Here is a 24,495-nt window from a genome sequence, read left to right as displayed (position 1 = left end):
CGGCCCGAGGGCCCGGGCAGGGACCTGCACGTGCGGTCCCTGCCCCCTGGGGTGCTGCTGGTTCAGTGAGTGGCCGCGGACACGCGCGACCAGGCCTCGACGAGCCGCTGGAACGCCGTCGCCCCCGGGTCGGGCAGGCCGATGCTGCGCTCCTGGAGCCACGAGGCGCGACCGCGCCGCGACTGGAGCCCGGCGGTCTCCTCGACGGCGCGTCCGGCGGCGCGCACCGCTGCGTCCGTCGCTTCCGTGGAGTCCGACGACGTCCGCAGGGCCTCGGCCACCGCCGCGATGCCGTCGAGGATCGTCTTGTCGCCCACCTCGCTCTTGCCCCGCTGCGAGATGCTGCTCGCGGCCGCGGTGACGAACTCGGTGGCCTCGGCCAGCCCGATCTCGTCCTTGCCCTCCCACGTGCGCGACCCGTTGAGCAGGGCGCCCGCCACCAGCGCGGCCATGGTCGACGGGTTGGCGCTCGCGAACGCCTTGGCGCACGTGCGAGCGATCTCCGTCGGCGTCGCCGTGGGCGACAGCTTCTCGAGCTCCGCGACGACGGCGTGGGACCCGGCGGTGATCGTGATGCCGAGGTCGCCGTCACCCAGCGCCTGGTCGAGGTCGCGCAGCTCGTCCGCCGACTCGACGAGGATCTCGAGGCTGCCTCGGATGTGTTCGTTGAGGTTCGTGCCCTGCACGGGGATCAGCGCTCCTGGAAGAAGGGGGACAGTGCGGGTGCGTCGAGCAGCTGGAGCCGCGCGTCGTCGAGCTCGAGCAGCGAGATCGAGGCGCCGGCCATCTCGAGGCTCGTCGCGTACTCGCCCACGTACGGGCGCACGATCTCGATGCCCCGCTCGGCGAGGATCTGGTGGGTCCGTCGGTAGAGCAGGTACAGCTCCTCGAGGGGTGTGGCGCCCAGCCCGTTGACGAGCACCGCCACCCGGGCGCCCTCGCCCAGGCCGAGGTCCTCCAGGAGCGCCCCGACCACGTGGTCGGCGATCTCGTCGGCGGTCTCGAGCGGGCCGCGGCGGGAGCCCGGCTCCCCGTGGATGCCGATGCCGATCTCCATCTCGCCGTCCGGGAGCTCGAAGCTCGGCCTGCCGGTCGTCGGGAGGATGGTCGGCGCGAGGCCCACGCCCATGGTGGCCGTGTGATCCACGACGTCCTCGGCGACGGCGGCGACCTGGTCGAGCGAGTCGCCACGCTCTGCGGCGGCGCCGGCGGCCTTGTAGGCGAAGAAGATGCCTGCCACGCCGCGCCGGTCGAGCCGGCGGTCCTTCGGCTGGCTCGCGACGTCGTCGCGGCCCAGCACCGTGCGGGTCTCGATGCCCTCGAGCTCCGCGAGGTCGCCGGCGAGGTCGAAGTTGAACACGTCCCCGCCGTAGTTGCCGTAGAGGTAGAGGACGCCGGCGCCGCCGTCGACCGCCTTGGTGGCTTCGAAGATCTGGTCCGAGCTGGGCGAGCTGAAGACGTTGCCGATCGCGACACCCGAGCACAGGCCCTTGCCGACGTACCCCTTGAAGAGCGGCAGGTGTCCGGAGCCGCCACCCGTGACGATGCCGACCTTGCCGGTCAGCGGCGCGTCGGCGCGCACGAGCACGCGGAGGTCGTCGCCCGGCGTCTTCACGAGGTCCGGGTGCGCGAGCAGGATGCCCTCGACGAACTCGTCGACGAAGTCCTCGGGCTTGTTGATGATCTTCTTCATGACGCTCCGTCCTTCGTTACTTCTCGGCGGGAGTGGGTACCGGGCGGTCCTGCATCCCGGGTCGTCGGCGCAGCGGCCGTCGTCGGAACCGAACCTGGTCGAGCACCATCACGCCGATGAGGATGACGCCCTGCGCGATGGCGTACTCGTACGCGGAGAGCCGCAACGCCGAGAACCCGCTGGCCACGACCTGCAGCGTGAGCGTCGCCAGCAGGACGCCGAGCACGGTCGCGAAGCCACCTGCGGGGTTCGTGCCCCCCAGGACCACGATCACGATCACGAGCAGGACGTAGCTGCTGCCGTAGTCGGCGCTGGCTGACGGGTTGCGGCTCAGGAACAGCAGCCCGGCCACGGCGGACAGCAGGCCGCTGATGACGTAGGTCATCATCAGCGTGCTCCGGGGGCTGATCCCGGAGTAGCGCGCGGCCACGGGGTTGGCGCCCTGGAGCTGGACCTTGCGGCCGATCGGCGTGCGGTTGATGACCACCGCGAGGAGGACCGCGCACAGCACGAGGATGATCGTGAGGACCGGGATCCCGGCCACGGCGGTGCCGCCCATCGACCGCAGCGCGCTCGGCGCACCGGAGATGGTCACGCCGCCGGTCCACACCAGCGCCAGGCCGTTGTACAGCTGCATCGTGCCGAGGGTCGCCAGGATCGGGGTGATGCCGACGACGCTGACGAGGAAGCCGTTGAAGGCCCCGAGCAGCACGCCGACGAGCACCCCGACGAGCACGATGAGCGGCGCCCAGCCCTCCGCGGCCGCCTGCCCCTGCGCGTCGCCGACGGCCGTGTAGAGGCTGGAGACCGTGATCGCGGTGCCGTTGGCCATCGCGACCACCGACAGGTCGATGCCGCCGGTGAGCATCGCGATCATCACCGCGAGGGAGAGCAGGCCGATCTCGGGCGCGGCGATGCCCATGTTGGTGAGGTTCACGGGGTTCAGGAACACACCGGGTCGCTGGACCGCGAAGAACGTGAAGGTCAGCACGAGGAGCAGGGCCATCCGCCCGACCCCGTGCGCCACGTGCACACGTTCCAGCACGGCGGACCAGCCCGCCTCGACCCGGGAGTTGACGTCGCGCAGGGCGTTGCGCTGCTCGCTCACGCCGCCACCTCCTCGCGCTCGAGCGGGGGTTCCACGTCCACCGAGTGCCCGTTCGGGCGCCGGGCGCCGAGCGCCTGGGCACCCACGCCGAGCAGCAGCAGGATCCCGACGGCGGCGCGCTGCCACGTGCTGGGGATCCCGAGCAGGACGAGGTTGTTGTTGATGAGCTGGACGAGGACCACGCCGAGGACCGTGCCGAGGACCGACCCACGGCCACCGAAGATTGACGCGCCCCCGAGCACGACCGCGGCGATGATGTCGAGCTCGGTGCCGACGATGCTCTGCGGGTTCGCGTTGCGGCCCAGGATCACGTAGAGCATCCCGCCGAACGCCGCCAGGGCACCCACCAGCACGTACAGCCAGACCTGGGTCCGCACGACGTCGATCCCGACGCGTCGAGCCGCCTCCGTGTCGCCGCCGATCGCGTAGATGCTCCGCCCGAAGATGGTCCGGCTCAGCAGGAGCGCGACGAGGACGGCCACGACGACCACCGGGACAATCATGAAGTGCAGGTAGCCGCCGCCCGACACGTCCAGCAGGTGCGACCCGGCGAGGGCGTTGACCGAGTCGGGCAGGTCGGCGGCCGAGATGTACACGGAACCGATGTAGGAGATCAGCACGCCCTTGAAGATGCTCTGGGTACCGAGCGTCACGATCAGGGTCGGCAGGCGGAACCTCGCGATGACCACCCCGTTGACGAGGCCGAGCACGGCCCCCACGAGCATCGCGATGGCGATGATCACCCAGGGTCCCGGGTCCGCGCCGGCACCGATGACCCACTTGACCGTGGAGTACGCGGCGAAGATCGCGATCGCGGGGAAGGACACGTCGATGCCGCCGGAGATCAGGACCATGAGGACCCCGAGGGCGAAGATCAGGGGCACCATCGAGCTGCGGACCAGGGCGAAGAACGTCCCGGCGGTGAAGAAGGCCGGGCTGGACAGCGCCATCGCCACGACGACCACGAGGATCACCGCGACGAGCAGACCCTCGTTGTTGGGGCCCCGTAGCCGGGAGAGCCTGCCGCTCATGCCGCCATCCTCCGCTGGATCTCGTGGGCGTCGACCTCGTCGCCGGTGAGCTCGGAGACGACCCGGCCCTCGTGCACGATGAGGATCCGGTGACAGGCCGTGACCAGCTCGGGGATGTCGTCGGAGATGATGATCACGCCCATGCCCGCGGCCGCCTGCTCGCGCAGGATGGCGATGATCTCCTCCTTGGAGCCGATGTCGACGCCGACCGTGGGCCCGTTGAGCACGAGGACGGCGGGCTTGCGGTCCAGCCACTTGGCGAGCACGACGCGTTGCGCGTTGCCCCCGGAGAGGCTGCGCACCATGGCACCGACGTTCGGCGCCTGGATCCGCAGCCGCCGGAAGAGGTCCGCGATCGAGTCGCGCACCCGGCGCCGGTCCAGCAGGCCGCCACGGGCGCGGTAGGAGTCGAGCGACGCGGCGATCATGTTGTCCGCGATGGACACGTCGAGGAAGAGCCCCTGGGTGAGCCGGTCTTCCGGCACGTAGCCGATGCCGGCGTGGACGGCGTCCCGGATCGACCGGATCCGCCGCTCGGTCCCGGCCACCCGGATGGTGCCGGAGTCGGCGGGGTGGATCCCGAAGATCGCCTCGGCGATCTCCGACCGGCCTGAGCCGAGCAGGCCGGTGATCCCGAGGATCTCGCCGGCCCGCAGGGCGAAGCTCACGTCGCTGAACCCGCCCGCGCGACCGAGCCGGTCGAGCTCGAGCAGCACCGGTGCGTCCGGCGGCACCTCGCCCACCAGGCGCTCGTCGCTGACCTCGCGACCGGTCATCGCCTTGGCGATGGTGCGCGGCGTGTGGTCCGCGGCCGCGCCCGAGGCCACCTGCGCACCGTTGCGCAGGACCGTGACGCGCTGGGAGATCTCGAGCACCTCGTCGAGCTTGTGGCTCACGAACATCACGGCCACCCCGCGCTCCTGGAGCCGGCGCACGATGGTGAACAGGCGCTCGACCTCGGTGTGCGTGAGCGCCGTCGTGGGTTCGTCCATGATCAGGACCTTCGCATCGTTCACCAGCGCGCGGCAGATGGCGATCAGCTGGCGGTCGGCGACGGTGAGGTCGGCCACATCGGCGTCGAGGTCGAGCCGGAGGCCGAGGTCCTCGACCACCCGCCGGGCCGCCGCCCGGATGCGCGACCGCGACGAGATCCGGCGCCGGTCCGCGAGCTCGCTCAGCATCGCGATGTTCTCGGCGGCGGACAGGTTCGGGAAGAGCGAGAAGTCCTGGTAGATGACCTGGATCCCGCTGCGGATCGCGTCACCGGTGGTGAGGTGGCGGTGGGTGCGGCCGTTGATGACGACCGTGCCGGAGTCGGGCTTCTCGACACCGCTGATGATCTTGATGAGGGTGGACTTGCCGCTGCCGTTCTCCCCCGCCAGGCAGTGGACCTCTCCTGGCAGGAGCTCCAACGAGACGCCGTTGAGGGCATGGATGCCCCCGTAGGTCTTCACGACGTCGTGGACCTCGAGAACCGGTGCTGCGGACGGGGCCATGGGAATCCCTCGGGTATCCGACACGACCCGGGTGGGCGAGGTCGTCGCCCACCCGGGTCCTGTGCAGGCGGCTGCTAGAAGTTGTACTGGTCGACGTTCGACAGGTCGACCGCCACTCCGGCGTCACCGGCGTAGGCGTTGTCCGCCCCGTCGAGCTTGACGAGCGACTCGTACCCGGGGACGCCCAGGTCCGTACCCTCCTCGATGGTGCCGCCCTCGGCGAGGATCTTCGCGACCGCGAGCTGCGCCTTGCCGGCCATCGCCGGGTCCCAGAAGAAGATCTTGTCGATGGCGCCGCTGTCCAGGTAGCCCTTGGCGACCGACGGGATGCTCGTGCCCATGACGCAGATGCTGTCCGTCTTGCCGGCCTCCTCGACGGCCCGGCCGATGCCGACGACGTCGGTGCCGGCGGAGCCCTGGAACGCCTTGATGTCGGGGTACTTGGCGAGGAGCTCCTTCGCCTTGTTGTAGGCGACCTCCTCGTTCTCCTCGGACTCGATCGGGTCCTCGACACGGGTCATGTCAGGGAAGTCGGCCTGCTGCTTCTCGTACGCGCCCTGCACCCACTCGGAGTGCGAGCCGTTGGTGAGGCGCCCGACGAACTGGACGTACTGGCCCTCCCCACCGGTGCACTCGCCGAGGTTCTCCATGATCTGCGCGCCGTAGGCCTTGTTCTCGAAGCCCTCGATGTCGATGTCGACGTTCTTGATGCCCACGGCCTCGTGGCTCACCACGACGATGCCCGCGTCCTGGGCCTGCTTGAGCACGCTCTCGAGGCCGGCGAGGTCGTTCGGGACCACCGAGATGGCGGTCGGCTGCTGCGCGATGAGGTCCTGGATGATCGCGACCTGGCCCTCGTTGGTGGCCTCGGACGGGCCCTCCTCGCGAGCGTCCATGCCGGTCTCGTCGGCCCACTCGTTGACGCCGACCTCCATGCGGTCGAACCAGCCGATGCCCGTGGCCTTCACGACCACGACGTACGCGCCGTCCGCGGCCCCGCCCGACGAGCTCGATCCGCCGTCCGTGCTTCCGGTGCCGGGGTCCCCCCCGTTGACCGAGCTGCAGGCCACGAGCGCCATCGCGAGCGCGCTGACCATGGCTCCACCGGCAAGTCTCCTGTGCCTCATGTGGTCACTCCCTTGTGATTGAGCACTTGCGCCGTTGCCTGCGGCGGCACGTGAGCAGACGCTAGAGCGACATCGCGCGTCGTGTCAACGGTTTCCTGCACCATTTTCTTGAGCCTGCGCACGCATCTGCGCGTTTTCGCGCACAACGCGCGCTAGAGTGGTGCGCGGACAGTCAAGGGAGGCCGTGCCGTGTCGCGACAGGCGGAGATGGTGGACCTGCTGCTGGAGCGTGGTTTCGTCTCCGTGGCGGAGCTGGCCCGGCACTTCCAGGTGACCGAGTCGACGGTGCGGCGGACCCTCGCCGAGCTCGAGGCGCGCGACCTCGTGCAGCGGACGCACGGCGGCGCGCTCCCCATCCGCCAGACCGACGCGCCGATGGACCTCAAGCAGTCGCTGCACCAGGCCGAGAAGCGCGCGATCGGGCGCGCGATGGCGCAGCGCATCCTCCCGGGCCAGACCGTCCTGCTGGACAGCGGGACGACCACGCTCGAGGTGGCCCGGCACCTGGAGGCCCGCCAGCTGACGGTGGTCACCAACGACCTGCTGATCGGCACGGCGATCGCCCGGAAGCAGAACGCGCACCTCGTCTTCATCGGCGGCGAGCTCCTGCCGAACGTCTACACCATGTGGGGACCCACGTCGGTCCAGCAGCTGCAGAACCTGCGCGTCAACGTCGCGGTCTTCGGCGCCGACACCGTCACCGAGGACGGCATCTACAACACGTCCAGCTACGAGCTCGAGCTCAAGCGCGCGATGCTCTCGATCGCCTCGCAGGCCTTCTTCGTCGCGGACAGCTCGAAGTTCGGGCGGGAGGCCCTGTTCAAGGTGTTCGACTTCGACGCCTTCACCGCGGGGATCACGGACGAGCTCATGCCGGCGATCCGGGCAGCCCAGTTCCCGGTGCCCCTCATCCGAGCGAGCATGTGAGGTCGAGCGCGCACGGGGGCGCGGCTCTCACCGCACCCCCGTGCGGCGCCGCTCAGGTGTGCAGGACCGCGCGCGAGCGCAGCCGCCCTGCGGCGAGCTCCTCGAGCGCGTGGGCGGCGTCGGCCATGGGGAACCGCTCGACGACCGTCCGGATCTTGCCCTCGGAGGCGAGCCTGAGCACGGCCCGCATCTGCTCCCGGTTGCCCAGGATGGAGCCCTTGATCGTCTGACCCTTGTTGAAGTGGAAGTCCTGCACGGTGATCGGCACGGCGTTGACCAGGGTGCCGCCCCACTTCAGGGTCTGCATCGCCTGGGCCGTGACCGCGTCGGAACCGGCGAAGGTGAGGACGGCGTCAGCGGAGTCGGCGATCGCCTCCATCGCGGCCGGGTCCCTCGAGTCGACGGTCCGTGCCGCCCCGAGCTCACGCGCCACCTCCAGGTGGGCCGGCGTCCGCCCGACGGCGACCACCTCCGCACCGGTCAGCGCGGCCATCTGCACGGCCATGTGCCCGACCCCGCCCAGGCCGAACACCGCCACGACGTCGCCCGGGCCCACGTCGATCTTGTCGACCACGCCGTAGGCGGTGATGCCCGGGCAGAACAGCGGTGCCGCCTCGACGAGGTCCAGGTTCTCCGGCACGTGGTACGTGTGGTCCGCCCACGACACCAGGTACTCGGCATAGCCGCCGTCGACGTGCTCACCGGTGATGATCCGCCGATGGCACAGCTGTTCGCGCCCGCTCGTGCAGAACTCGCACTCCCCGCACGTCCACCACAACGGCTGGACGCCGACGGGATCTCCGACGGCGAAGCCCTCCACGCCGGCGCCGACGGCCTCGACCCGCCCCGTCGCCTCGTGGCCGGGGACGATCGGGCTGATGGCGGGGACCCCGCCGTCGACCCAGTCGCCTTCGATCATGTGGAGGTTGGAGCGACAGACGCCGCATCCCGCGACCTTGATGAGGAGCTGGCCCTCACCGGGTTCGGGACGGTCCGTCTCACGCCAGGTCAGCGGGTGCTCGGAGATGGGGGCAGGGGTCAGGAGCTGGTTTGCGTGCATCGTTGCCACGCCTAGGACTATAGGGGTGGCGGCAGCCGCACTCGAACCGTTTCGGGTGCCGGTTCGTACGATCTCGGGGCGGCCCTCCCTCGCGCGCGGCGCCGTCAAGTTGCCGGCCGGATCGTCAGACCGGCCGTCCCGCGACGAGGACGGCCATCGCCCGGTCCCACTCGGCGACGAGGTCGACCTCGTCGGGCGCGCGCAGCCACTGCTCCTCGAGGCCCCCCATGAGCGCGAGCACCTGCCGCGCGAACGACCCCGGTTCGGCGACCGTGGCGACGAACAGCTGCCGGAAGAACCGCAGCGCCCGGGCGTCCCGGTCCCGGAAGAACTGGTGACTGGGGTGCCCGGGCTCGAGCGACTCGTTGCGCAGCACGGAGTACAGCCGCACGATCTCCGGCTGCGACGCGTTGCGCTCCACGAGGCGGTGCAGGCAGTCGACCGCGTCCTCGAGGCCGATCTCGAAGGCGTCGGCGAGGGCGTCGACGGCGTACTGCTCCATGAGGCCACCGAGCGCCGCGACGTCCCGGGCGTCCCGCTCCTCGAGCACCGCGGTGAGGAGCTGGTCCTTGCTCCCCACGTGGTGCAGCAGGCCCGCCTGGGTGAGCCCGCAGCTGTCGGCGACCTCCTGCACGGAGAACCCGAAGTAGCCGCGTTGCCCGATGATCCGGGTGGCCTCGTCGAGGATCTGCTGGCGCCGTGCGGCCGCGGACATCCGCACGCGGCCCGCTCCCGGTCCGGTCACGTCGTGGCCGGGAGGTGCACGAGGACAGCGCCGGCGTCGTGCGCATGGGCACCGACCTCGAGGACGACGGGCACGTCGGGCAGGTCGATCTGCCGCGTGTCGCCGTTCCACCTGCCCAGCGGCGTGAGCGAGACGGGGACCTCCACCTCGGCCCGCTCCCCCGCTGCCACCGCGACGGCCGCGAAGCCGACAAGGGCGGTCTCGCCCGCACTCTCGGCGCGGCGCCCATAGACCTGCACCACGTGGTGCCCGTCGCGTGCACCCGTGTTGGCCACGTGGGCAGTGACCGTGGTGCGGCCGTCGAGGACGGGGCCCGCGGCGGCGTCCTCGACGGCGTAGGTGGTGTACGCGAGGCCGAACCCGTGCGGGTACGCCGGCTCGACGCCGAGCCGGTCCAGCAGCCGCTGACCGTGGTAGCGGTCGTAGGTGATCGCGGTCGCGTCCCGGTCGAAGGAGGGCAGGTGCTCGGACGACGTCGGGATCGCGAAGGGCAGACGCCCCGACGGGTTCGCCGCGCCCCGCAGCACGTCGGCGAGGGCGTGGCCGCCCTCCATCCCGGCGTACCACATCATCACCACGGCCGGGACGTCGTGCCGCCAGCGCTCCATGAGGACGGTCCCGGCGGCGACCACGGCGACGACGGTGCGAGGGTTGGCCGCCGCGACCGCCCGGATGATCTCCTCGTCGACCGGCCGGAGCGTGAGCGAGGCGCGGTCCCCGCCCATCACCTCACCGCCGGTCATGACGACGTTCCGCTCCGACGCGAGGGGGTTCCCCTCGGGGGCAGGCGGGAACAGCGCCAGCAGGTCCGGGTTGGTCATGGTGTCCGAGCCCACGTACTCGCCCTCGTCGACGTGGTCGAACCCGGTGACGACGATCGCGACGTCGGCGGCGTGGGCCGCCTCGGCCGCGGCCGCCGGGTCGTCGTCGGTGACCAGCACGACGTCGGCGTCGGGGTAGGCGGCGCGGATGCCGTCGACCGGCGTGACGTGGCTGGGGGCGCGCACGTCCGACGAGCCCTTGTCACCCATGTTCGGCGCGGTCGCGAGCCGCCCGATGACGGCGATCCGCGTCGTCGAGGGGTCGAGGGGCAGGACGGGCGCCTCCCCGACCGGGTCGTTCTTGAGCAGCACCATCGCGCGGGCCGCGACCTCCCGCGCGAGGGCGCGGTGCTCGTCGTCGGCCATGACCGAGACGCCCGGCGCCTGAGGCGTGCGCGCGGCGTAGGAGCGCAGCTGCGCGGCGAGCAGCCGGACCCCGGCGCGTTCGACGAGGTCCCACGAGGTGCGGCCGTCGGCCAGGGCGGCCGGCAGGTCCCGGGCCCGCTGCTGCGCGAACGGCTCCTCGAGGTCCAGGCCCGCGTGGAGCGAGGCCACGGCGTCGCGCAGACCCCAGATGAAGTCGGAGACGGTGATGCCGTCCCAGCCCCACAGGTCGCGGAGCACCTCGGTGAGGAGGTACTCGTTCTGGCCGCACCACTGGCCGTTGACGGAGTTGTACGCGGACATGATCGCGGCGACACCCTCGTCGACCACGCGCTTGAAGTGCGGCAGGTAGACCTCGTGCAGCGTTGCCTCGTCGGCCGTGACGTCGACGGTGAACCGGGCGTTCTCCATCGAGTTGAGCGCGTAGTGCTTGGCGCACGCCATGACCCACCGCTGCGTCCCGCGGGTCAGCGCCGCGCCGAGCTCACCGAGGTGGTACGAGTCGTCGCCGTAGGTCTCCTGCGCGCGGCCCCAGGCGGGGTGGCGGGGCAGGTTGATGCACACGCCGCCGAAGAAGTTGCCGCCCATCGCGCGTATCTCCTGGCCGATGGCGTCGCCGACGCGCTCCTCGAGCGCGACGTCCCACGTCGCGCCGCGGGCCATCGAGACGGGGAACGCGGTTCCCTGGCCGGCGACGCAGCCGCGCGGCCCGTCGACGAACCGGACCCCGGGGACCCCGAGCCGCTCAACCTGGCCCTGGACGATGGGCCGCAGGTTGTAGCCCTCGAGGAACATCTCCGCCATGCCCTCCCAGAACGGGGTGTCCCCGTCCAGGAGCCCGAGGCGCTCCTCGTCCGTCAGCTGCGCGTAGAGCCGGCGGGCGTGCTCGGTCGGGTCGTCGCCGGAGCGGACGGCCTCGACGGCGGCGTCGAACGGGCTGGCCTGGGTGCTCATCACGGGACTCCTTCGTCGCGTTACCTACTAAGTGGTCGGTCGGTAGGGCGATTCAGCCACGGGGGCGCGCGGGGAGTCAAGGGGCGGCGGGGAGGCGCGCGGGGGCAGGCGCCCAGGTGCCCCGTCAGCCGGGATCCCCCGCAGAGGGCGACCGATCTCCTCGGCACGGTCGGTGAGGAGGTCGACGATGCGCTGGTCGGGACTGCCGCCGAGGCCCGCCACCAGCCCAGGGACCTGGTCCGCGGTCACCGTCACGAAGTACTCGCAGTCGCCCGCACCTGACAGGTCCTGCCCTTCGAGGATGATGGCGCCGTCGCTTCGGATCACCACATCCACGTGCAGGGCGCCGTCATCGAACGGGGAGACCCGCATCTCTCGTCTCCTTGCCGTGGGATAGGACGAGGCAGGACCAGGCGACCCACAGCGGCGCGACGATGGCCCGGCGTCTCCACCGCGTAGGAGTTCGGACGCGGATGTATGAGCCGAGAATGGCGCGGGCTCCTTCACGCCGCCCGCCTGCACCGGTTGACTACTCACACACGTACGGCGCCGAGGCGTGATGACCCGGCGCACCACCAAGGGAGCTGCAGGTGGCAGGTCACGTCTTCGTCCTCGGCGCACGACTCGAGCACCTCGACTGCGACGCCGTCGTCATCCCGACCGACGCGTACTTCACCGTGGAGCCGCACTGGGCGCCCGCCCTGGGCATTGGCGATCACGCCGCGGGAAGCGACACCTGGTACGACCTCGTCAACCACTTCCGCCCCGGCCGCTGGAACCAGGACCGCTTCGGCAAGGCGAGCACCCACGTCCACCCGAAGACGCCGAAGCCGACCTGGTTCGTTGACGTCGCGCGCTACACGTCGGGCACCGGACGTGCGGACGAGCTCGCTGCGGCGAGGACCGATCTCGACGCGCTCCTCACCAGACTCCGCCTCGCCCTGGAGGAGATGGCCGCGGAACTCACAGGCCAGAGAGACGGCGACTCAGGTCGATCCGTGCCCCTGATTGCCGTACCGACGCTCGGCGTCGCCGGTGGCGGCTTCGGACAGATCCGCGGCGAGGTCATCCGCCAGCTGCTCCGCACCTGCCAGGAGTTCGTCGCCCAGAACGAGCTCGACATCGCGATCGCTGCCTTCCGCGGCTCGGACCTCGCGGCCTTCCAGGCAGAACGCCGCGCGAACGACAGGTCGCACGGCGAACTCGGCGACGACCTCACCGCCGCACGGGACCTCGCCGAGTGCGCACGCGAAGGCCGTCTCGCGCTGTTCCTCGGGGCAGGCGTGAGCATGAGCGCCGGCCTACCCTCCTGGGACGGTCTCCTCGACGAGCTCGGCAGGGCCCTTCCAGACACCCCGCGACTGAGCGACAAGGCGTCCCCCCTCGACCGCGCGGAACTCCTCGCACGGCTCTATGCAGAAGAAGGCACCGCACGCGCCTCCCTCGGCCAGGCCGTCACAGACCGGATCTCCGGCCACGACAGATATGGGGTCGCCCACGCCCTCCTGGCCGGACTGGGGGTCCGCCACGCCGTCACCACCAACTACGACCAGCTCTACGAGAGGGCCATGGCCGACCAAGGCCACAGCGCGCTCGCCGTCCTGCCGGACGCGACGACCGAGCCCCACGAACCGTGGCTTCTGAAGATGCATGGCGACGTGACCCGACCCGAATCGATCGTCCTGACCCGTGCAGACTTCGTCGGCTACCAGGCACGCTCGGGCCCCATGGGCTCCGTCGTCCAGGCGCTCCTGATGACCGAGCACCTACTCGTCGTGGGGTCCTCCATGACCGACGACAACTTCCTGCGACTCGCACACGAGGTCATCGCGTTCAACGGATCCGCGCGCGAGCTCGGCACGATCATCACCTTCCAGGTCGACGATGGAACGAAACGCCTGTGGAAGGGCCGCTTCCGCTACCTCGGCGTCGGGGGCGCCGGAACCACGGGCTCCGCCCAGGCCCGTCGCCTGGCGATCTTCCTGGATGCCCTGGCCATGTACGCCTCACCACCGCTGCACCTGCTGGATGAGCGCTACTCGAACCTGCTCAGCGACCGCGCCCGTCCCGTCGCGGCACAGGCACGAGAGCTCGCGTCCGCGATCCATGGCCTGGACCCTGTCGACCGCACCCTGTTCACCCGAATCGCAGAGGCGCTGGACGCGCCCCTGGACACGCCGCACCGCTAGACACACCGGGACCTGGACCGCACCGCGACGCTCACGCCGGCCGCCACGCGTCCGCGTCGGCCAACCGGCGCTTCACGCCCTCGCCACCGATCGCCTCCAGTTCGACCCGAGGCCCGACGACCACCAGCAACGCCCTCGCGCGCGACATGCCCGTGTACACGATCTTCCGGGCGCGCTCCAGGTCGTGGAAACCGTTGACCGCGAGCACCACCGCGGTTCGTTCCAAGCCCTTGAACCCCAGCACGTGCCCGTAGAACACGTCCTGGCCGGCGAAGAACTCGTCCCAGTACTCCGCGTAGCCGTGGTAGCCGACCGCCTCCACCTGCAACGGGTGGCGCCGCCCCGTCGCGAGCAGCGCGACCTGCCCCGGCGCCCATCCGTCCGCCAACAACGCCTCGACCGCGTCATCCCCGGCACTGATCGCCTCGTCGAACGACACGTCGACCAGCCGGACGGGCGGCCCGGCCATCCCCCTCGGCTTGACCATCCCGTCGCCGAACGAGCCGAAGGTCTGCGCGATCTGCCGGGTCGAGCGCAGGTTCTCCTCCAGCGCGATCGCCGCCAACGTGATCGGCGCGGACCCGTCCCGGTCGAACACGTGCTGGTCCTCGTCCGAGAACGCGATCAACCCGCCGGCGTCCGGGTCGCGCAGGCACCGCAGCAGCGAGGGCCACCACAGGTCGGAGAAGTCCTGCGCCTCGTCCACCACCACGGTGTCGAAGAGCTCTTCCGATGGGCGGGCGACAGCGAGCTCGCCCAGCTGCAACGGCAGGCGCCGCTCGTAGTAGTCCGAGTCGTCATCAGAGCCCGCCTCCGCACCCCACGACAACGGCAGATCATGGAACAGCCCCACGTACGCGGGCCTCTCCACCGGCTTCCACTCGCCGGTCATCCGCTCCAGGTACCGGCCCAGCCCACGCGAGTAGCAGACCAGGGCGACCCGCTCCCCCGCTCGGGCCCGACGACGAGCGACCTCCAACGCCATCCACGTCTTCCCACTGCCCGCACCACCCACGACCCGCATCCGGTTCAGATTCCGCAGCGCATCCAGCAGCTTCGCCTGATCGCGGGTCATCTGCTCGATCGCGTCCTCGTGCTGCGCGGCCAACGCCAACGCCTCCACCTGCGACGGGAACGACCCAGCCAGGTAGTCCACCAACTGCGCCAGCGCCCCGACGTCCAGCGGCGCATGGCCAGCACCGTGGACCTCGATCGCGCCGCGCACAGCCTCGGCAACACGAGGCAGGTCCGAGCGTCCGAGCAGCATCCCCGACGGCGCCTCCGGACACTCCCACTCCGCAGACACGTCCGTGTGCGGCACCACCACCAGATGCGCGGTCCTCGCAGACGCCGCACCCAAACCACGCTGCGCCAACAACCGGGTCAGCATGTGCCGGGCATCCTGCACCTGCCCGAACGGGTCGATCACGTGCCTGCGCTCGCCCGAACCCTGAAGCCACCGGCCGCGCTCGCGCGTCACGCGCCCGCCCTTCACCTCCACCGCCGCGATCCCCACCCCTGGCCACAGGACCAGACAGTCGATCTCCCGCTCGACGCCGCGCTCCACCATCGACAGACCATGCATCAGCACCGCATCGTCCGGGAGCTGGTCGCGAAGGTGCTCCCACACCGTCCGCTCCGCGCCGCCGTCTCGGTCGGCAGCCGGAGGTTCGGGCGGGTACAGATCGGGCACCCGAACTGTCTACCGCGCCACCGCACGCAAACGGCAGGAGGCTCCCCGCGATGGACGAACATCTCGTCCTATCGGCGGATCCGCCCCAGCTGCTCACCGCTTCCCCTCGCCGAGTCCCGGTCGATGGAGGCTGGCACGACGGCCGCCGCGGTCGAGGCGATCTCAGCCCGTTCGACGAACGCGCACAGCGCAGACACCAATCTCATCTGTTCCACGTCCCGAGGCCGGGTGTCGAGCAGCTCGTCGGTGCAGACCAGGTAGGCCAGGCAGCGGGCCCGGCTGATGGCGACGTTGAGCCGGTTCTTGGAGAACAGGAAGCTGGCGTCGCGAGGCATGAACTCGGCCGAGGACGTGGCCATGGAGAAGATCACAACGGTGGCTTCCCGACCCTGGAACTTGTCGACCGTGCCGACCTCGACGCCCGCGGTCACCGGATCCGCCGCGAGGACCCTCGTGAGCAGTCGACGCTGGTCGTTGTAGGGGGCGACCACGATGATGTCGTCGACGGTGATCGGCCGAGTGGCGCCCTCGCGGTCGGTCCACCTGGTCCCCACCAGGTCTCGAATCGTGGCGGCGACGGTGGCCGCCTCCTCAGGGGACTCCGTCGAGCGTCCCATGTGCTCGGCGCGGATCCACCGCAACCCGGTCCCGGCGTCGGTGCCCTGGCGGGCGCAGCCGGCTTCGCTCGTGAGCCGTCCTTCGTACATGACGTCGGAGATGAAGCCGCACACGTCGGGGTGCATGCGCCACGTGGTGTCCAGGAGCAGGCCCCGGTCGGGTGGGAACGTTCGGGCGCCTTCACCGATGAGGTGGTCCAGGGCGCTGACGCCGGACCGGTCGGGGTGGGCGGCCTGGGCGACCTGGGGCAGCTGCTGCGGGTCTCCGAGCAGGATCACGTCGGTCGCCGAGATCGAGGCCGCGATCGTGTCGGCGAGAGCGAGCTGGCCGGCTTCGTCGACGATGAGGACGTCGACGGGGTTGTCGCGCATCGCTCGGGAGGCGAACAGCCAGGATGTGCCGGCCACCACGTCGTAGCCGCCGGTCGCACACTTGGTGTTGTCGTTGATGTAGTCGACGCCCGTGACCGGCCCGCCCGCGGCCTTGCGAGCCGCGCTCAACGGGGTGCCTTCCTCGGCGAACCGGTCGACGACGGCCTGGGTGAGGTTGTCGATGGCGTGGTGGCTCATCGCCGTCAGCCCGACGCGGCGGCCCTGCTGGACCAGGGTGTGGACGATGTGGGCGCCGGTGAAGGTCTTGCCGGTGCCGGGCGGGCCCTGGATCGGGACGTAGCTGTGATCCAGGTGCGGCGCCCACGCGCACGCCTGCTGGTAGCCGCCCGAGAACAGCCCGTCGGCGGGTCCTTCGCCGGGGACGAACACGCTGGGATCACGCCGCAGGATCTTGTGGCCGACCGCGCTCGCGTCGTTGTCGAGCATGCGGTCGGCCAGCTCGCTGAGCGCCGCGAGCTTGGCACTCTCGTCGAAGGCGACCCAGTGGACCAGGTGATCCGGGATCAGTCCGTCGATCGCCACATGGTCGTCCGCGGTGACCGTGATGGTGCGGTCCTCCCGGTCCAGGGCCTCCACCCTGAGGAAGGACCACTCCTGCTCCTGGAGCGCGACGATCATCGTCGAGCCCGGCGTGATGTCCGGGTCGATCGGCTGGTCGGGGAAGGAGAATTGGGCCGCCTGGCCCTTGAGCTTCCGTCCGGTCCTCGCGCTCACGCGATCGCGCAGACCGTGGAACTGCAGCCGGGCGATCACGCTGGGCGAAGCGAGCTGGTCGTGCTGGTCGGCCATCGACAGACGCAAGCAATCGGCCGCGACCACGCGCCGTTCGCGCCGCCAGTAGCCGAGCAGATCGCCCATGAGGTGCTCGTGGGTGCCCGGCCCGAAGGCGTGCAGTCGTTCGATGCGCTCGTCCAGGCCCGACTCGTCGACCGGAGGCTCCAGGACGGTGTCGCGCCACGGCAGGTCCTCGGGCCGGTGCGCGACCAGCCAGTCGCGCACCGCGCGGGTGGCACGCACGTCGTCGTCGTTGTAGCGAGCGATCCGCTGCAGACGCGCCTCGTCGTGGTCGTGCATCCAGTGCTCGTACTCGATCACAGCACCCGAACCGCGGTCGATGTCGTGGCTGCGCTGGTAGTCGGCGAGCCGCTCGACGTGCTTGAGCCCGTAGGACTCCGTGCCGACCTGGACTGCCCCGGTGACCACCGGGTACAGGTCGACGAACGCTCCGGTGGCGACGAGCTCCTCCAGGTCGAGCTCGGCCACCGCATACTGTGCGGCGAGCGCGGACAGCGCTGAGCGTTCGGTGTGGTTGTAGTGGTAGACGTGCATCCCCGGGTAGCGCCGCCGGCGCTCCACGAGATGGTCCACGAGGTCCTTGGTGGCCTGGGCCTCCTCGGCTTGGGTGTGCGCCCAGAACGTCTTGTAGGCCCACTCGTCGCCGTCGCGCTCGATCAGCCCGAACAGGAAGAACAGCCCGACGTCGGCCCGCCAGAACGGGTGGCCCTCGAAGTCCAGGAAGACGTCGCCGTCATCGGGTTCGGGCAGCGCGGCGAAGCCGGTCAGGCTCGGTGTCGACGCGCCCTCCGACACCGGCTCGTCTTCCTCGGGCGAGGCCGAGATGAGCTCGAACGGGGGTGGATCCGAATCCGGAGCCTCGCGCGCCAGCACCTGCAGGCGCGCCTGCCGTGCCAGGCGATCCCTGCGCTGCGGATCCAGGCCTTCCACCTCGTGGGCCAGTGTGGCAAGGGCCGCGATCGCGGCCACGCCGTCGTCGTCCAGCAGAGCGCGGTCTGACCGCCGGATTCCGGCGACGTGGATCAGGGAGTCCGCGGCGCGCCACTCGGCATCGCAGACCTGCTCGAACTCGCAGAACGCGCAGTGGTCGCACGGCTCCGGCGCGGTCGCCTCAGTCGGCGGCCCGGCGACGATGGCGGCGAGCTGGGATCGGAGCCGGCGCCAGTACGGCGCCACGTCGTCGATCCGGATCGTCTCCCGCGCACCCGAACCGAGCTCGATGTGCACGCGCTCCGGTGCCCGACCCAGACTCGCTGCCACTGCCTCGGCGTAGAAGCACAGCTGGAGCACGTGACCCGGCTTGGCGGCACCGCGAGCCAGCTTCGCGTCGACCGGCTCGTAGCTGGTTCTGCCGTCTCGGTCGATGACCCGTTCGAGGAAGTCGGCGACACCGCGGATCCCGTTGTGGACGAACGGCATCTGATAGATCACGTCATGCTCGCCATCGAGCAGGGGCGCGACCCGCGCGGTCCACCGGGTGAACGACTCACCCTGCGCCCGCTCAGGCACCTCCAGCACGGTCCGGCCCTCCGCCCGGTAGCGGTCCACGACCGCCTGCTCGTGCCAGAGTCCCTTGTCCATCAGCATCCGAGCCATCTCGCCGACCATGACCGGCGGCTGTGGGCGGACACCACGATCGACCTCGTCCCGCAGCGTGAGGTAGTGGGCGCAGTCCAGCCAGGCCGTGATCTTCGACGGGGTCAGCAGCCGCTCTGTCACGGGGACGTCCTGACGTCCGACGCGGCAGGCGGTGCGAGCGTTGGGATCAGGGCATCCAGCGGCGAGTCGGCGACATCCGCCAAGGAACGCGGGTCACGCACACGGTCGAAGGCGTACAGGTCCACCACCTCCCAGTCCTCGCACCGGACCGGCAGCGCACTCGGGTCGAGGGCCCCCGCCTTGGACACCCAGGCACCGTACCGTCGTACGCCGACACCTCACGTCCTCCGGAACAGCTCCGCCGGCTTCCCGCGCTGCCCGCGCTGCAGCTCGCCCGTGGCGACGAGGCCGGGCAGCATCGCGCGGCGGAAGGTGTCGCGCTGGAGCCACTCTCCGGCGACGGCCTCGTGCAGTCGGCGCAGCTCGAGGATCGTGAAGGGTTCCGGCAGCAGCCCTGCCGGGTCGGGCGCCGAGGCGTACCGAGCGCGGAGCTCGGCGACGGCGAACTCGATGATCGCGCTGTGGTCGTAGCGCAGCTCTCCTACCGCTGAGATGTCCTCGAGGCGGGCGATCCCGGCATCGAGGCGCAGCTCCTCATACCGGACGGTGGCCAGGTGGGCGACCGAGAGCACCCAGCCGCGGTCGTCGCGCTCCGGGGCATCGAAGACGTGCAGCTGCGCCGGCTCCAGACCCGTGATCCCGGCCTTCTGCGCCAGGGACCGCCGAACGGCGTCGGCCAGGCGCTCCCCCGGGTGCAGGAACGTACCCGGCACGCGCCACCCAGCCGGATCTCCACTGCGGACCAGCACCACGGCGAGCACGCCGTCGGGAGTGACGGTCAGCACGGCGGTGTCGACGGCCACCGAGGGGCGGGGGTAGTCGGCGAGCGTTCGGCCCGAGCTGTCGCGGTACACCACGCCGAGAGAATAGCGCACTCTTGCGCTAACTCAGACCTCCCTGCTACCGTCTCGATTAGCGCATAACCGATCTAAAGACGGGAGTCGAGATGACGAGGACCTCGGTGACGCTCGACCGGGCGGCCGGTGTGCTGATGGCGCAGGCGGCGGGCGACGCGCTAGGCGTCCCCTACGAGGGGCAGTCGACGGTCGCCGGCCCCGCCCGGATGCTCGGCGGCGGCTACGGGCCGTACGAACCCGGCGAATACTCCGACGACACACAGATGGCCGTCGTCATCGCCCAGATCGCCGCGACCGGCGCCGACCTTCGTTCGCCCGCCGCACTGGACGCCATCGCCGACGGGTTCCTCGCCTGGTACCGGCAGGGCGCCACGGACGTCGGGATCCACACCCGGCAGGTCCTCTCGCAGGTGGAACCCGGTCCGGGTTGCGCAGGGCGCCTCACCGCTCTCGCCCGCGACCTCTACCGCGCGCAGGGCCGTGGCGGCGGCAACGGTGCGCTCATGCGCACCGGGATAGTCGGCCTGGCCAACCTCACCGACCGCGTTGCGACGGCGGAGGCTGCCCGCGCCATCGCGTCCCTGACCCACGGCGACCCAGAAGCCGCCGACTCGGCGGTGCTGTGGTCCGAAGCCGTGCGGGTGGCCGGCCGCGAGGGTCGCTTCGAGCTCGCGGGCGGCCTGGACCTGATCCCCGCCGTGCGGCGCACGCGCTGGGCGGCGTGGATCGAGGACGCGGCGGGGGCCGACCCCGCCTCGATCCCCCACAACGGGCACTCGCCCCGCGCACTGCAGGCCGCCTGGGCCGCGATCACCTCGACCCTGGACGACCCGACCCGCACCCACCCGTGCGAGCACCTGACCGACGCGCTGCAGGCCGCGGTCCACGCCGGCCACGACACCGACACCGTCGCCGCGATCGCCGGCGCCCTGCTCGGCGCACGGTGGGGCGGCAGCGCAGTCCCGGCCGCCTGGCGCCGCACCATCCACGGCTGGCCCGGGCTGCGCGCAACCGACCTGACCCGGCTCGGCATCCTCACCGCCCGGGGTGGGCGGGACGACGAGCGTGGCTGGCCCTCGACCGGCCGGGTCGACTACCCCGCCCGCCCGATTCGGGTGCCCCACCCGTTCGACGACGGCGTGATCCTCGGCAACCAGGCCGCCCTCGACGACGGCTGGGACGCCGTGGTCAGCCTGTGCCGGCGCGGTCGCGCGCAGGGCACGGTCGACCCGTCGCGGCAGGTGGACGTGTGGCTGATGGACTCCGAGGACCCCGAGGCCAACCCGAACCTCGACTTCGTCCTGGACGACACCGCCCACGCGATCGCCGCCCTGCGCGCCGACGGGCACACCGTCTTCGTGCACTGCGCCCACGCCGAGCAGCGCACCCCCACCGTGGCCATCCGCTACGCCCGGCTGCTCGGCATCGACCGCGACCAGGCCCGCGCTGGGGTCGCCGCGGCCATCGGCCCGACCGTGCGGGCCTTCGGGCACCTGTGGGACCAGGCATGAACGACGACCCGAGGGAGACGACCATGGGCCAGACCCACGACGAGAGGTCGCAGGCTGCGGTCCCCCGCCCGCGCCGCACCGCGACATGGCAGGAGCTCGAGTCCGACCTGGCCGGGTTCCCGGTTCAGACGGGCCGGCCGGGCGACCGCCTGTGCGACGAGGTGCCCGCCGACGTCGCCAACCCTCCGTCGCCCGAACCGGAGCCACCGCTGGCGATCATGCCTGCCGACCGGGACGCGCTCGCGAGGCTCGTGCACGACGTCGTCCGCGAGCAGACGGGCACCGACCCGACCATTGACGACGACGGGGACATCGCCCTGACCCACTTGAGCCAGCCCGTCTGGGTCCGTGCGCGCCATGACCAGCCGGCCGTCGAGATCTTCGCCCGCATCGCCCACGACGTGTACTCCCGCCGCCAGGCCGCGGTGGAGATCGGCCTGCTCAACCGCGACCGGACCTGGGTCCGCTGGGTACTGCGCGACCGTGCCGTCTGGCAACAGCTCACGCTCCCGGGCGCACCGTTCGCACCAGCGGTCCTGACCGCGATGCTGACCGTATTCATGGAAACGATGGATGAGACCCGCGACGACCTCGCCCTGCGCTTGGGGGCGACGGTTGCCTGACATGCGGGCCACGAGTCCGAGTCTGCGGCGGAGGCGGCCTCGTGGACGTGTGAGTTCTACTCGTCGACGGCGATGACCGGCGCGGACGGCGACGCGATGTGCACCAGGGCGTCCCCGCGGTTGACGATCGGGGCGTTGGCCCGGCCGATCACCACGCCGTCGCGGTCGGCGCGCACCGTGCGCAGGGTCTTGCCGTAGGAGTCGAACACCGACCCCAGGCGCTCCCCCACGGCGACCTCCTGGCCGAGCTGAACGTCGAGGTGGGCGATGCCGGTGCGCCGGGACCGCACCCAGCCGCTGCCCCGGCACTCGAGCGTCGGCGGCGGGTCCTCGGCCACCGGGTCGGTCATGCCCAGCGCGGCGAGCACCCGCCGCACCCCGCGCACACCCGCGTCGACGGCGTACTCGTCGAGCCGCAGGTTCTCCCCGCCCTCATACAGCAGGACCCGGGCCCCGGACTCCGCGGCCGCGGAACGGATCGAGCCGTCGCGCAGCCGGGCGTGCAGGACGACCGGGGCGCCGAACGCCCGGGCGAGCTCGAGGGTGCCCGGGTCGTCGAGGTCGGCGCGGATCTGTGGCAGGTTCGCCCGGCGGTCGGCCCCGGTGTGCAGGTCGATCCCGACGCTGCACTTGCTGACCACCTCGGTCATGAACAGGTGGGCGACCCTGGCGGCCAGCGACCCGCGGGCCGACCCCGGGAAGGACCGGTTCAGGTCGCGCCGGTCCGGCAGGTACCGGTCCCCGGTCATGAAGCCGAGGACGTTGACGATCGGGACGGCGATCACGGTGCCGCGCAGCTGCTTGGGCTGCAGGGTGCGCAGCACCTGGCGGATCACCTCGACGCCGACCACCTCGTCGCCGTGCACCGCTGCGTCGAGCCACACGACGGGCCCGTCCAGCTTGCCGTGCACCACCCGGACGGGCAGCGTGACGTCCCCGCCGGTGACCAGCCGGGTGATGAGCAGGCCGACCTCGGCGGCCGTGCCGGCCCGCACCCGGACGCTGCCCATCGGCAGGGAGTCGCGGGCCACTCACCGCCCCCAGTTCTTGCGGCGGACGACGCGACGGGGCCGCCCGCCCACGTAGGACCGGGCGGAGTCGACCAGGAAGCCTTGGCTCAGGGCGTCGCGGCCGATGAGCAGCCGGAACCCCATCTCGTCCCGGTTGGACAGGGTCATCTCGGTGGTGACGTCGCGCCCCAGCAGCCGGATCACCATGGGCACCACCAGCCGTTCCTCGCTGCCACCGTTGGACGAGCGCACCAGGCGCTGGTCGATGACCGGGGCGTCCAGCCGCGCCGCGTCCTCATCGGAGCGCTGCCAGGGGTGGATGGAGAAGCTCACGCGCGGCTCGCCGTCCACGGTGTGCTCCTCGACGTCGAAGGCGTGGATGGCACTGGACCGGGCGCCGGTGTCGAGCTTGGCCTTGATCCACCGCACGGGCACCCGCGGCAGCCGCACCCACTCGCGCCACCCCGCGACCGCGCCTGGCTCGTGCGGGCCGTCGGCGGTGTTTGAATTGGCGGGCTCTGCCACGCCGACATTATTCCGGGAACCCCAGTGAAGCTCGCCATCCTGTCCCGCGCGCCCCGCAGCTACTCCACCCAGCGGCTGCGCACCGCGGCGCTGGACCGCGGGCACGCCGTCAAGGTGCTCAACACGATGCGGTTCGCCATCGACCTGTCGGGCGACGAGCCGGACCTGCTCTTCCGCGGCAGGCAGATCTCGCAGTACGACGCGGTGCTGCCGCGGATCGGCAACTCGATCACCTACTTCGGCACCGCCGTCGTGCGCCAGTTCGAGCAGATGGACGTCTACACCCCGAACACCGCCAACGGCATCACCAACTCCCGCGACAAGCTGCGCGCCACCCAGATCCTGGCGCGGCACCACATCGGCATGCCGCCCACGACGTTCGTGCGCGAGCGCGCCGACGTGCGCCCGGCCATCCAGCGGGTCGGCGGCGCCCCGGTGGTGATCAAGCTCCTGGAGGGCACCCAGGGCATCGGGGTGATCCTCGCCCCCGACCGAGGGGTCGCCGAGGCGATCATCGAGACCCTGCAGAGCACCCAGCAGAACGTGCTGATCCAGAGCTTCGTCAAGGAGAGCAAGGGTCGCGACATCCGCGCCCTGGTCGTCGGGGACCGGGTGGTCGCCGCGATGCGGCGCACCGCGCAGGGCGACGAGTTCCGCTCCAACGTGCACCGCGGCGGCTCGGTCGAGGCGGTGACCCTGGACAGCGCCTACGAGGAGACCGCGGTGCGCGCCGCGCAGATCATGGGCCTGCGGGTCGCGGGGGTCGACATCCTGGAGGGCGAGGACGGGCCGCTGGTCATGGAGGTCAACTCCTCCCCCGGCCTGGAGGGCGTGGAGACCGCCACCAAGCTCGACGTCGCCGGCGCCATCATCGACTTCATCGACAACCAGGTGGCGTTCCCGGAGATCGACGTGCGCCAGCGGCTGACCATCTCCACCAAGTACGGCGTCGCCGAGATCGTCGTGCACTCCGCCTCGGCCATGGTCGGCAAGCCCATCTCCGAGTCGGGGCTGGCGGAGCGGGACATCTCGGTGCTGACGTTGCACCGGGGTACGGGGGTGATCCCCAACCCGGGTGGACGGCGGGTGCTGGAGGACGGGGACCGGCTGCTGTGCTTCGGGGACCTGGAGCAGATGCGCGACCTGGTCCCGAGCAGGCGGGGGCGGTCGCGTCGGGTGCGCAGGCTGCCGAAGAGGCCGATTCACGAGTCGTAGGG

The 24,495-nt window shown here is 71.2% G+C and carries 21 protein-coding genes; 5 read left to right on the top strand and 16 right to left on the bottom strand.

Annotated elements, in window-relative coordinates:
- Window positions 1-62: 62 nt before the first annotated feature.
- The 6 genes from Q6348_RS14225 to Q6348_RS14200 all read right to left on the bottom strand — a co-directional run bounded on the left by Q6348_RS14225 (window position 63) and on the right by Q6348_RS14200 (window position 6,455).
- On the bottom strand, window positions 63-686 hold the full coding sequence (locus Q6348_RS14225; RefSeq protein WP_304602056.1) for a dihydroxyacetone kinase subunit L: 624 nt from the start codon (window positions 684-686) through the stop codon (window positions 63-65).
- 5 nt (window positions 687-691) lie between these two features.
- Window positions 692-1,693: a dihydroxyacetone kinase subunit DhaK gene (locus tag Q6348_RS14220; RefSeq protein ID WP_304602055.1), complete on the bottom strand. Its 1,002-nt coding sequence runs from the start codon at window positions 1,691-1,693 to the stop codon at window positions 692-694.
- A 16-nt stretch (window positions 1,694-1,709) separates the two neighbouring features.
- Complete coding sequence (locus Q6348_RS14215) at window positions 1,710-2,801, bottom strand: ABC transporter permease (RefSeq protein ID WP_304602054.1); 1,092 nt, start codon at window positions 2,799-2,801, stop codon at window positions 1,710-1,712.
- Window positions 2,798-3,832: an ABC transporter permease gene (locus tag Q6348_RS14210; RefSeq protein WP_304602053.1), complete on the bottom strand. Its 1,035-nt coding sequence runs from the start codon at window positions 3,830-3,832 to the stop codon at window positions 2,798-2,800. Before Q6348_RS14210 ends, Q6348_RS14215 begins: the two co-directional genes overlap by 4 nt.
- On the bottom strand, window positions 3,829-5,328 hold the full coding sequence (locus Q6348_RS14205; RefSeq protein ID WP_304602052.1) for a sugar ABC transporter ATP-binding protein: 1,500 nt from the start codon (window positions 5,326-5,328) through the stop codon (window positions 3,829-3,831). Before Q6348_RS14205 ends, Q6348_RS14210 begins: the two co-directional genes overlap by 4 nt.
- A gap of 74 nt (window positions 5,329-5,402) precedes the next feature.
- Window positions 5,403-6,455 (bottom strand): substrate-binding domain-containing protein, encoded by a 1,053-nt coding sequence (locus Q6348_RS14200; RefSeq protein ID WP_304602051.1) that lies wholly within the window; start codon window positions 6,453-6,455, stop codon window positions 5,403-5,405.
- 189 nt (window positions 6,456-6,644) lie between these two features.
- Between Q6348_RS14200 and Q6348_RS14195 the strand changes: the two genes are divergently transcribed.
- Window positions 6,645-7,382 (top strand): DeoR/GlpR family DNA-binding transcription regulator, encoded by a 738-nt coding sequence (locus Q6348_RS14195; protein ID WP_304602050.1) that lies wholly within the window; start codon window positions 6,645-6,647, stop codon window positions 7,380-7,382.
- A gap of 52 nt (window positions 7,383-7,434) precedes the next feature.
- Here Q6348_RS14195 and Q6348_RS14190 read toward each other — a convergent pair whose 3' ends face one another.
- The 4 genes from Q6348_RS14190 to Q6348_RS14175 all read right to left on the bottom strand — a co-directional run bounded on the left by Q6348_RS14190 (window position 7,435) and on the right by Q6348_RS14175 (window position 11,718).
- Window positions 7,435-8,442, bottom strand: coding sequence for an alcohol dehydrogenase catalytic domain-containing protein (locus tag Q6348_RS14190; RefSeq protein ID WP_304602327.1), 1,008 nt, complete (start codon window positions 8,440-8,442; stop codon window positions 7,435-7,437).
- A 124-nt stretch (window positions 8,443-8,566) separates the two neighbouring features.
- Window positions 8,567-9,157: a TetR/AcrR family transcriptional regulator gene (locus Q6348_RS14185; RefSeq protein ID WP_304602326.1), complete on the bottom strand. Its 591-nt coding sequence runs from the start codon at window positions 9,155-9,157 to the stop codon at window positions 8,567-8,569.
- A gap of 26 nt (window positions 9,158-9,183) precedes the next feature.
- Complete coding sequence (locus Q6348_RS14180; protein ID WP_304602049.1) at window positions 9,184-11,346, bottom strand: glycoside hydrolase family 3 protein; 2,163 nt, start codon at window positions 11,344-11,346, stop codon at window positions 9,184-9,186.
- Window positions 11,347-11,373: 27 nt separating this feature from the next.
- Entirely contained in the window at window positions 11,374-11,718 is a 345-nt protein-coding gene (locus Q6348_RS14175; protein WP_304602048.1) for a hypothetical protein, read from the bottom strand.
- 218 nt (window positions 11,719-11,936) lie between these two features.
- On the opposite strand from Q6348_RS14175, the gene Q6348_RS14170 reads away from it, so the two are divergent.
- Window positions 11,937-13,535 carry an SIR2 family protein gene (locus Q6348_RS14170; RefSeq protein ID WP_304602047.1) on the top strand — a complete coding sequence of 533 codons (1,599 nt, stop codon included), beginning with the start codon at window positions 11,937-11,939 and terminating at the stop codon, window positions 13,533-13,535.
- A 31-nt stretch (window positions 13,536-13,566) separates the two neighbouring features.
- Here the strand turns inward: Q6348_RS14170 and Q6348_RS14165 are convergent, their stop codons facing one another.
- The 4 genes from Q6348_RS14165 to Q6348_RS14150 all read right to left on the bottom strand — a co-directional run bounded on the left by Q6348_RS14165 (window position 13,567) and on the right by Q6348_RS14150 (window position 19,609).
- Window positions 13,567-15,228, bottom strand: a complete 1,662-nt coding sequence (locus Q6348_RS14165) for a nuclease-related domain-containing DEAD/DEAH box helicase (RefSeq protein WP_304602046.1) — start codon at window positions 15,226-15,228, stop codon at window positions 13,567-13,569.
- 68 nt (window positions 15,229-15,296) lie between these two features.
- Window positions 15,297-18,752: a TM0106 family RecB-like putative nuclease gene (locus Q6348_RS14160; RefSeq protein ID WP_304602045.1), complete on the bottom strand. Its 3,456-nt coding sequence runs from the start codon at window positions 18,750-18,752 to the stop codon at window positions 15,297-15,299.
- Window positions 18,749-18,940: a hypothetical protein gene (locus Q6348_RS14155; RefSeq protein ID WP_304602044.1), complete on the bottom strand. Its 192-nt coding sequence runs from the start codon at window positions 18,938-18,940 to the stop codon at window positions 18,749-18,751. Before Q6348_RS14155 ends, Q6348_RS14160 begins: the two co-directional genes overlap by 4 nt.
- Window positions 18,941-18,970: 30 nt before the next feature.
- The gene (locus Q6348_RS14150) at window positions 18,971-19,609 is read right to left on the bottom strand and encodes an NUDIX hydrolase (RefSeq protein WP_304602043.1); all 639 of its coding nucleotides are present in this window, start codon (window positions 19,607-19,609) and stop codon (window positions 18,971-18,973) included.
- 89 nt (window positions 19,610-19,698) lie between these two features.
- On the opposite strand from Q6348_RS14150, the gene Q6348_RS14145 reads away from it, so the two are divergent.
- Window positions 19,699-21,120, top strand: a complete 1,422-nt coding sequence (locus Q6348_RS14145; RefSeq protein ID WP_304602042.1) for an ADP-ribosylglycohydrolase family protein — start codon at window positions 19,699-19,701, stop codon at window positions 21,118-21,120.
- Window positions 21,117-21,743 (top strand): T3SS (YopN, CesT) and YbjN peptide-binding chaperone 1, encoded by a 627-nt coding sequence (locus tag Q6348_RS14140; protein WP_304602041.1) that lies wholly within the window; start codon window positions 21,117-21,119, stop codon window positions 21,741-21,743. The genes Q6348_RS14145 and Q6348_RS14140 overlap by 4 nt, the downstream gene beginning before the upstream one ends.
- 56 nt (window positions 21,744-21,799) lie before the next feature.
- On the opposite strand, the gene Q6348_RS14135 is transcribed toward Q6348_RS14140, so the two are convergent.
- A complete protein-coding gene (locus Q6348_RS14135) occupies window positions 21,800-22,774 on the bottom strand; it encodes a succinylglutamate desuccinylase/aspartoacylase family protein (protein WP_434062064.1) in 975 nt (324 codons plus the stop codon).
- Window positions 22,775-23,278 carry an ATP-dependent zinc protease family protein gene (locus Q6348_RS14130; protein ID WP_304602040.1) on the bottom strand — a complete coding sequence of 168 codons (504 nt, stop codon included), beginning with the start codon at window positions 23,276-23,278 and terminating at the stop codon, window positions 22,775-22,777.
- Window positions 23,279-23,302: 24 nt separating this feature from the next.
- Here Q6348_RS14130 and Q6348_RS14125 point away from each other — a divergent pair, with 24 nt between their 5' ends.
- Complete coding sequence (locus Q6348_RS14125; RefSeq protein WP_304602039.1) at window positions 23,303-24,493, top strand: RimK family alpha-L-glutamate ligase; 1,191 nt, start codon at window positions 23,303-23,305, stop codon at window positions 24,491-24,493.
- Window positions 24,494-24,495 lie beyond the last annotated feature (2 nt).

Origin of the sequence: Actinotalea lenta (assembly GCF_030586465.1) — a bacterium.
GTDB lineage: Bacteria > Actinomycetota > Actinomycetes > Actinomycetales > Cellulomonadaceae > Actinotalea > Actinotalea lenta.
The sequence above is the reverse complement of the archived record's forward strand: the minus strand, read 5'-3'. Positions and strand labels throughout refer to the sequence as shown.

What these genes read in the sequence shown, in the direction of transcription:
- Q6348_RS14185 (WP_304602326.1), bottom strand. Translation starts at nt 9,157, where the DNA reads ATGTCCGCGGCCGCACGGCGCCAGCAGATCCTCGACGAGGCCACCCGG.
- Q6348_RS14190 (WP_304602327.1), bottom strand. Translation starts at nt 8,442, where the DNA reads ATGCACGCAAACCAGCTCCTGACCCCTGCCCCCATCTCCGAGCACCCG.
- Q6348_RS14205 (WP_304602052.1), bottom strand. Translation starts at nt 5,328, where the DNA reads ATGGCCCCGTCCGCAGCACCGGTTCTCGAGGTCCACGACGTCGTGAAG.
- Q6348_RS14180 (WP_304602049.1), bottom strand. Translation starts at nt 11,346, where the DNA reads ATGAGCACCCAGGCCAGCCCGTTCGACGCCGCCGTCGAGGCCGTCCGC.
- Q6348_RS14145 (WP_304602042.1), top strand. Translation starts at nt 19,699, where the DNA reads ATGACGAGGACCTCGGTGACGCTCGACCGGGCGGCCGGTGTGCTGATG.
- Q6348_RS14175 (WP_304602048.1), bottom strand. Translation starts at nt 11,718, where the DNA reads ATGCGGGTCTCCCCGTTCGATGACGGCGCCCTGCACGTGGATGTGGTG.
- Q6348_RS14200 (WP_304602051.1), bottom strand. Translation starts at nt 6,455, where the DNA reads ATGAGGCACAGGAGACTTGCCGGTGGAGCCATGGTCAGCGCGCTCGCG.
- Q6348_RS14220 (WP_304602055.1), bottom strand. Translation starts at nt 1,693, where the DNA reads ATGAAGAAGATCATCAACAAGCCCGAGGACTTCGTCGACGAGTTCGTC.
- Q6348_RS14140 (WP_304602041.1), top strand. Translation starts at nt 21,117, where the DNA reads ATGAACGACGACCCGAGGGAGACGACCATGGGCCAGACCCACGACGAG.
- Q6348_RS14210 (WP_304602053.1), bottom strand. Translation starts at nt 3,832, where the DNA reads ATGAGCGGCAGGCTCTCCCGGCTACGGGGCCCCAACAACGAGGGTCTG.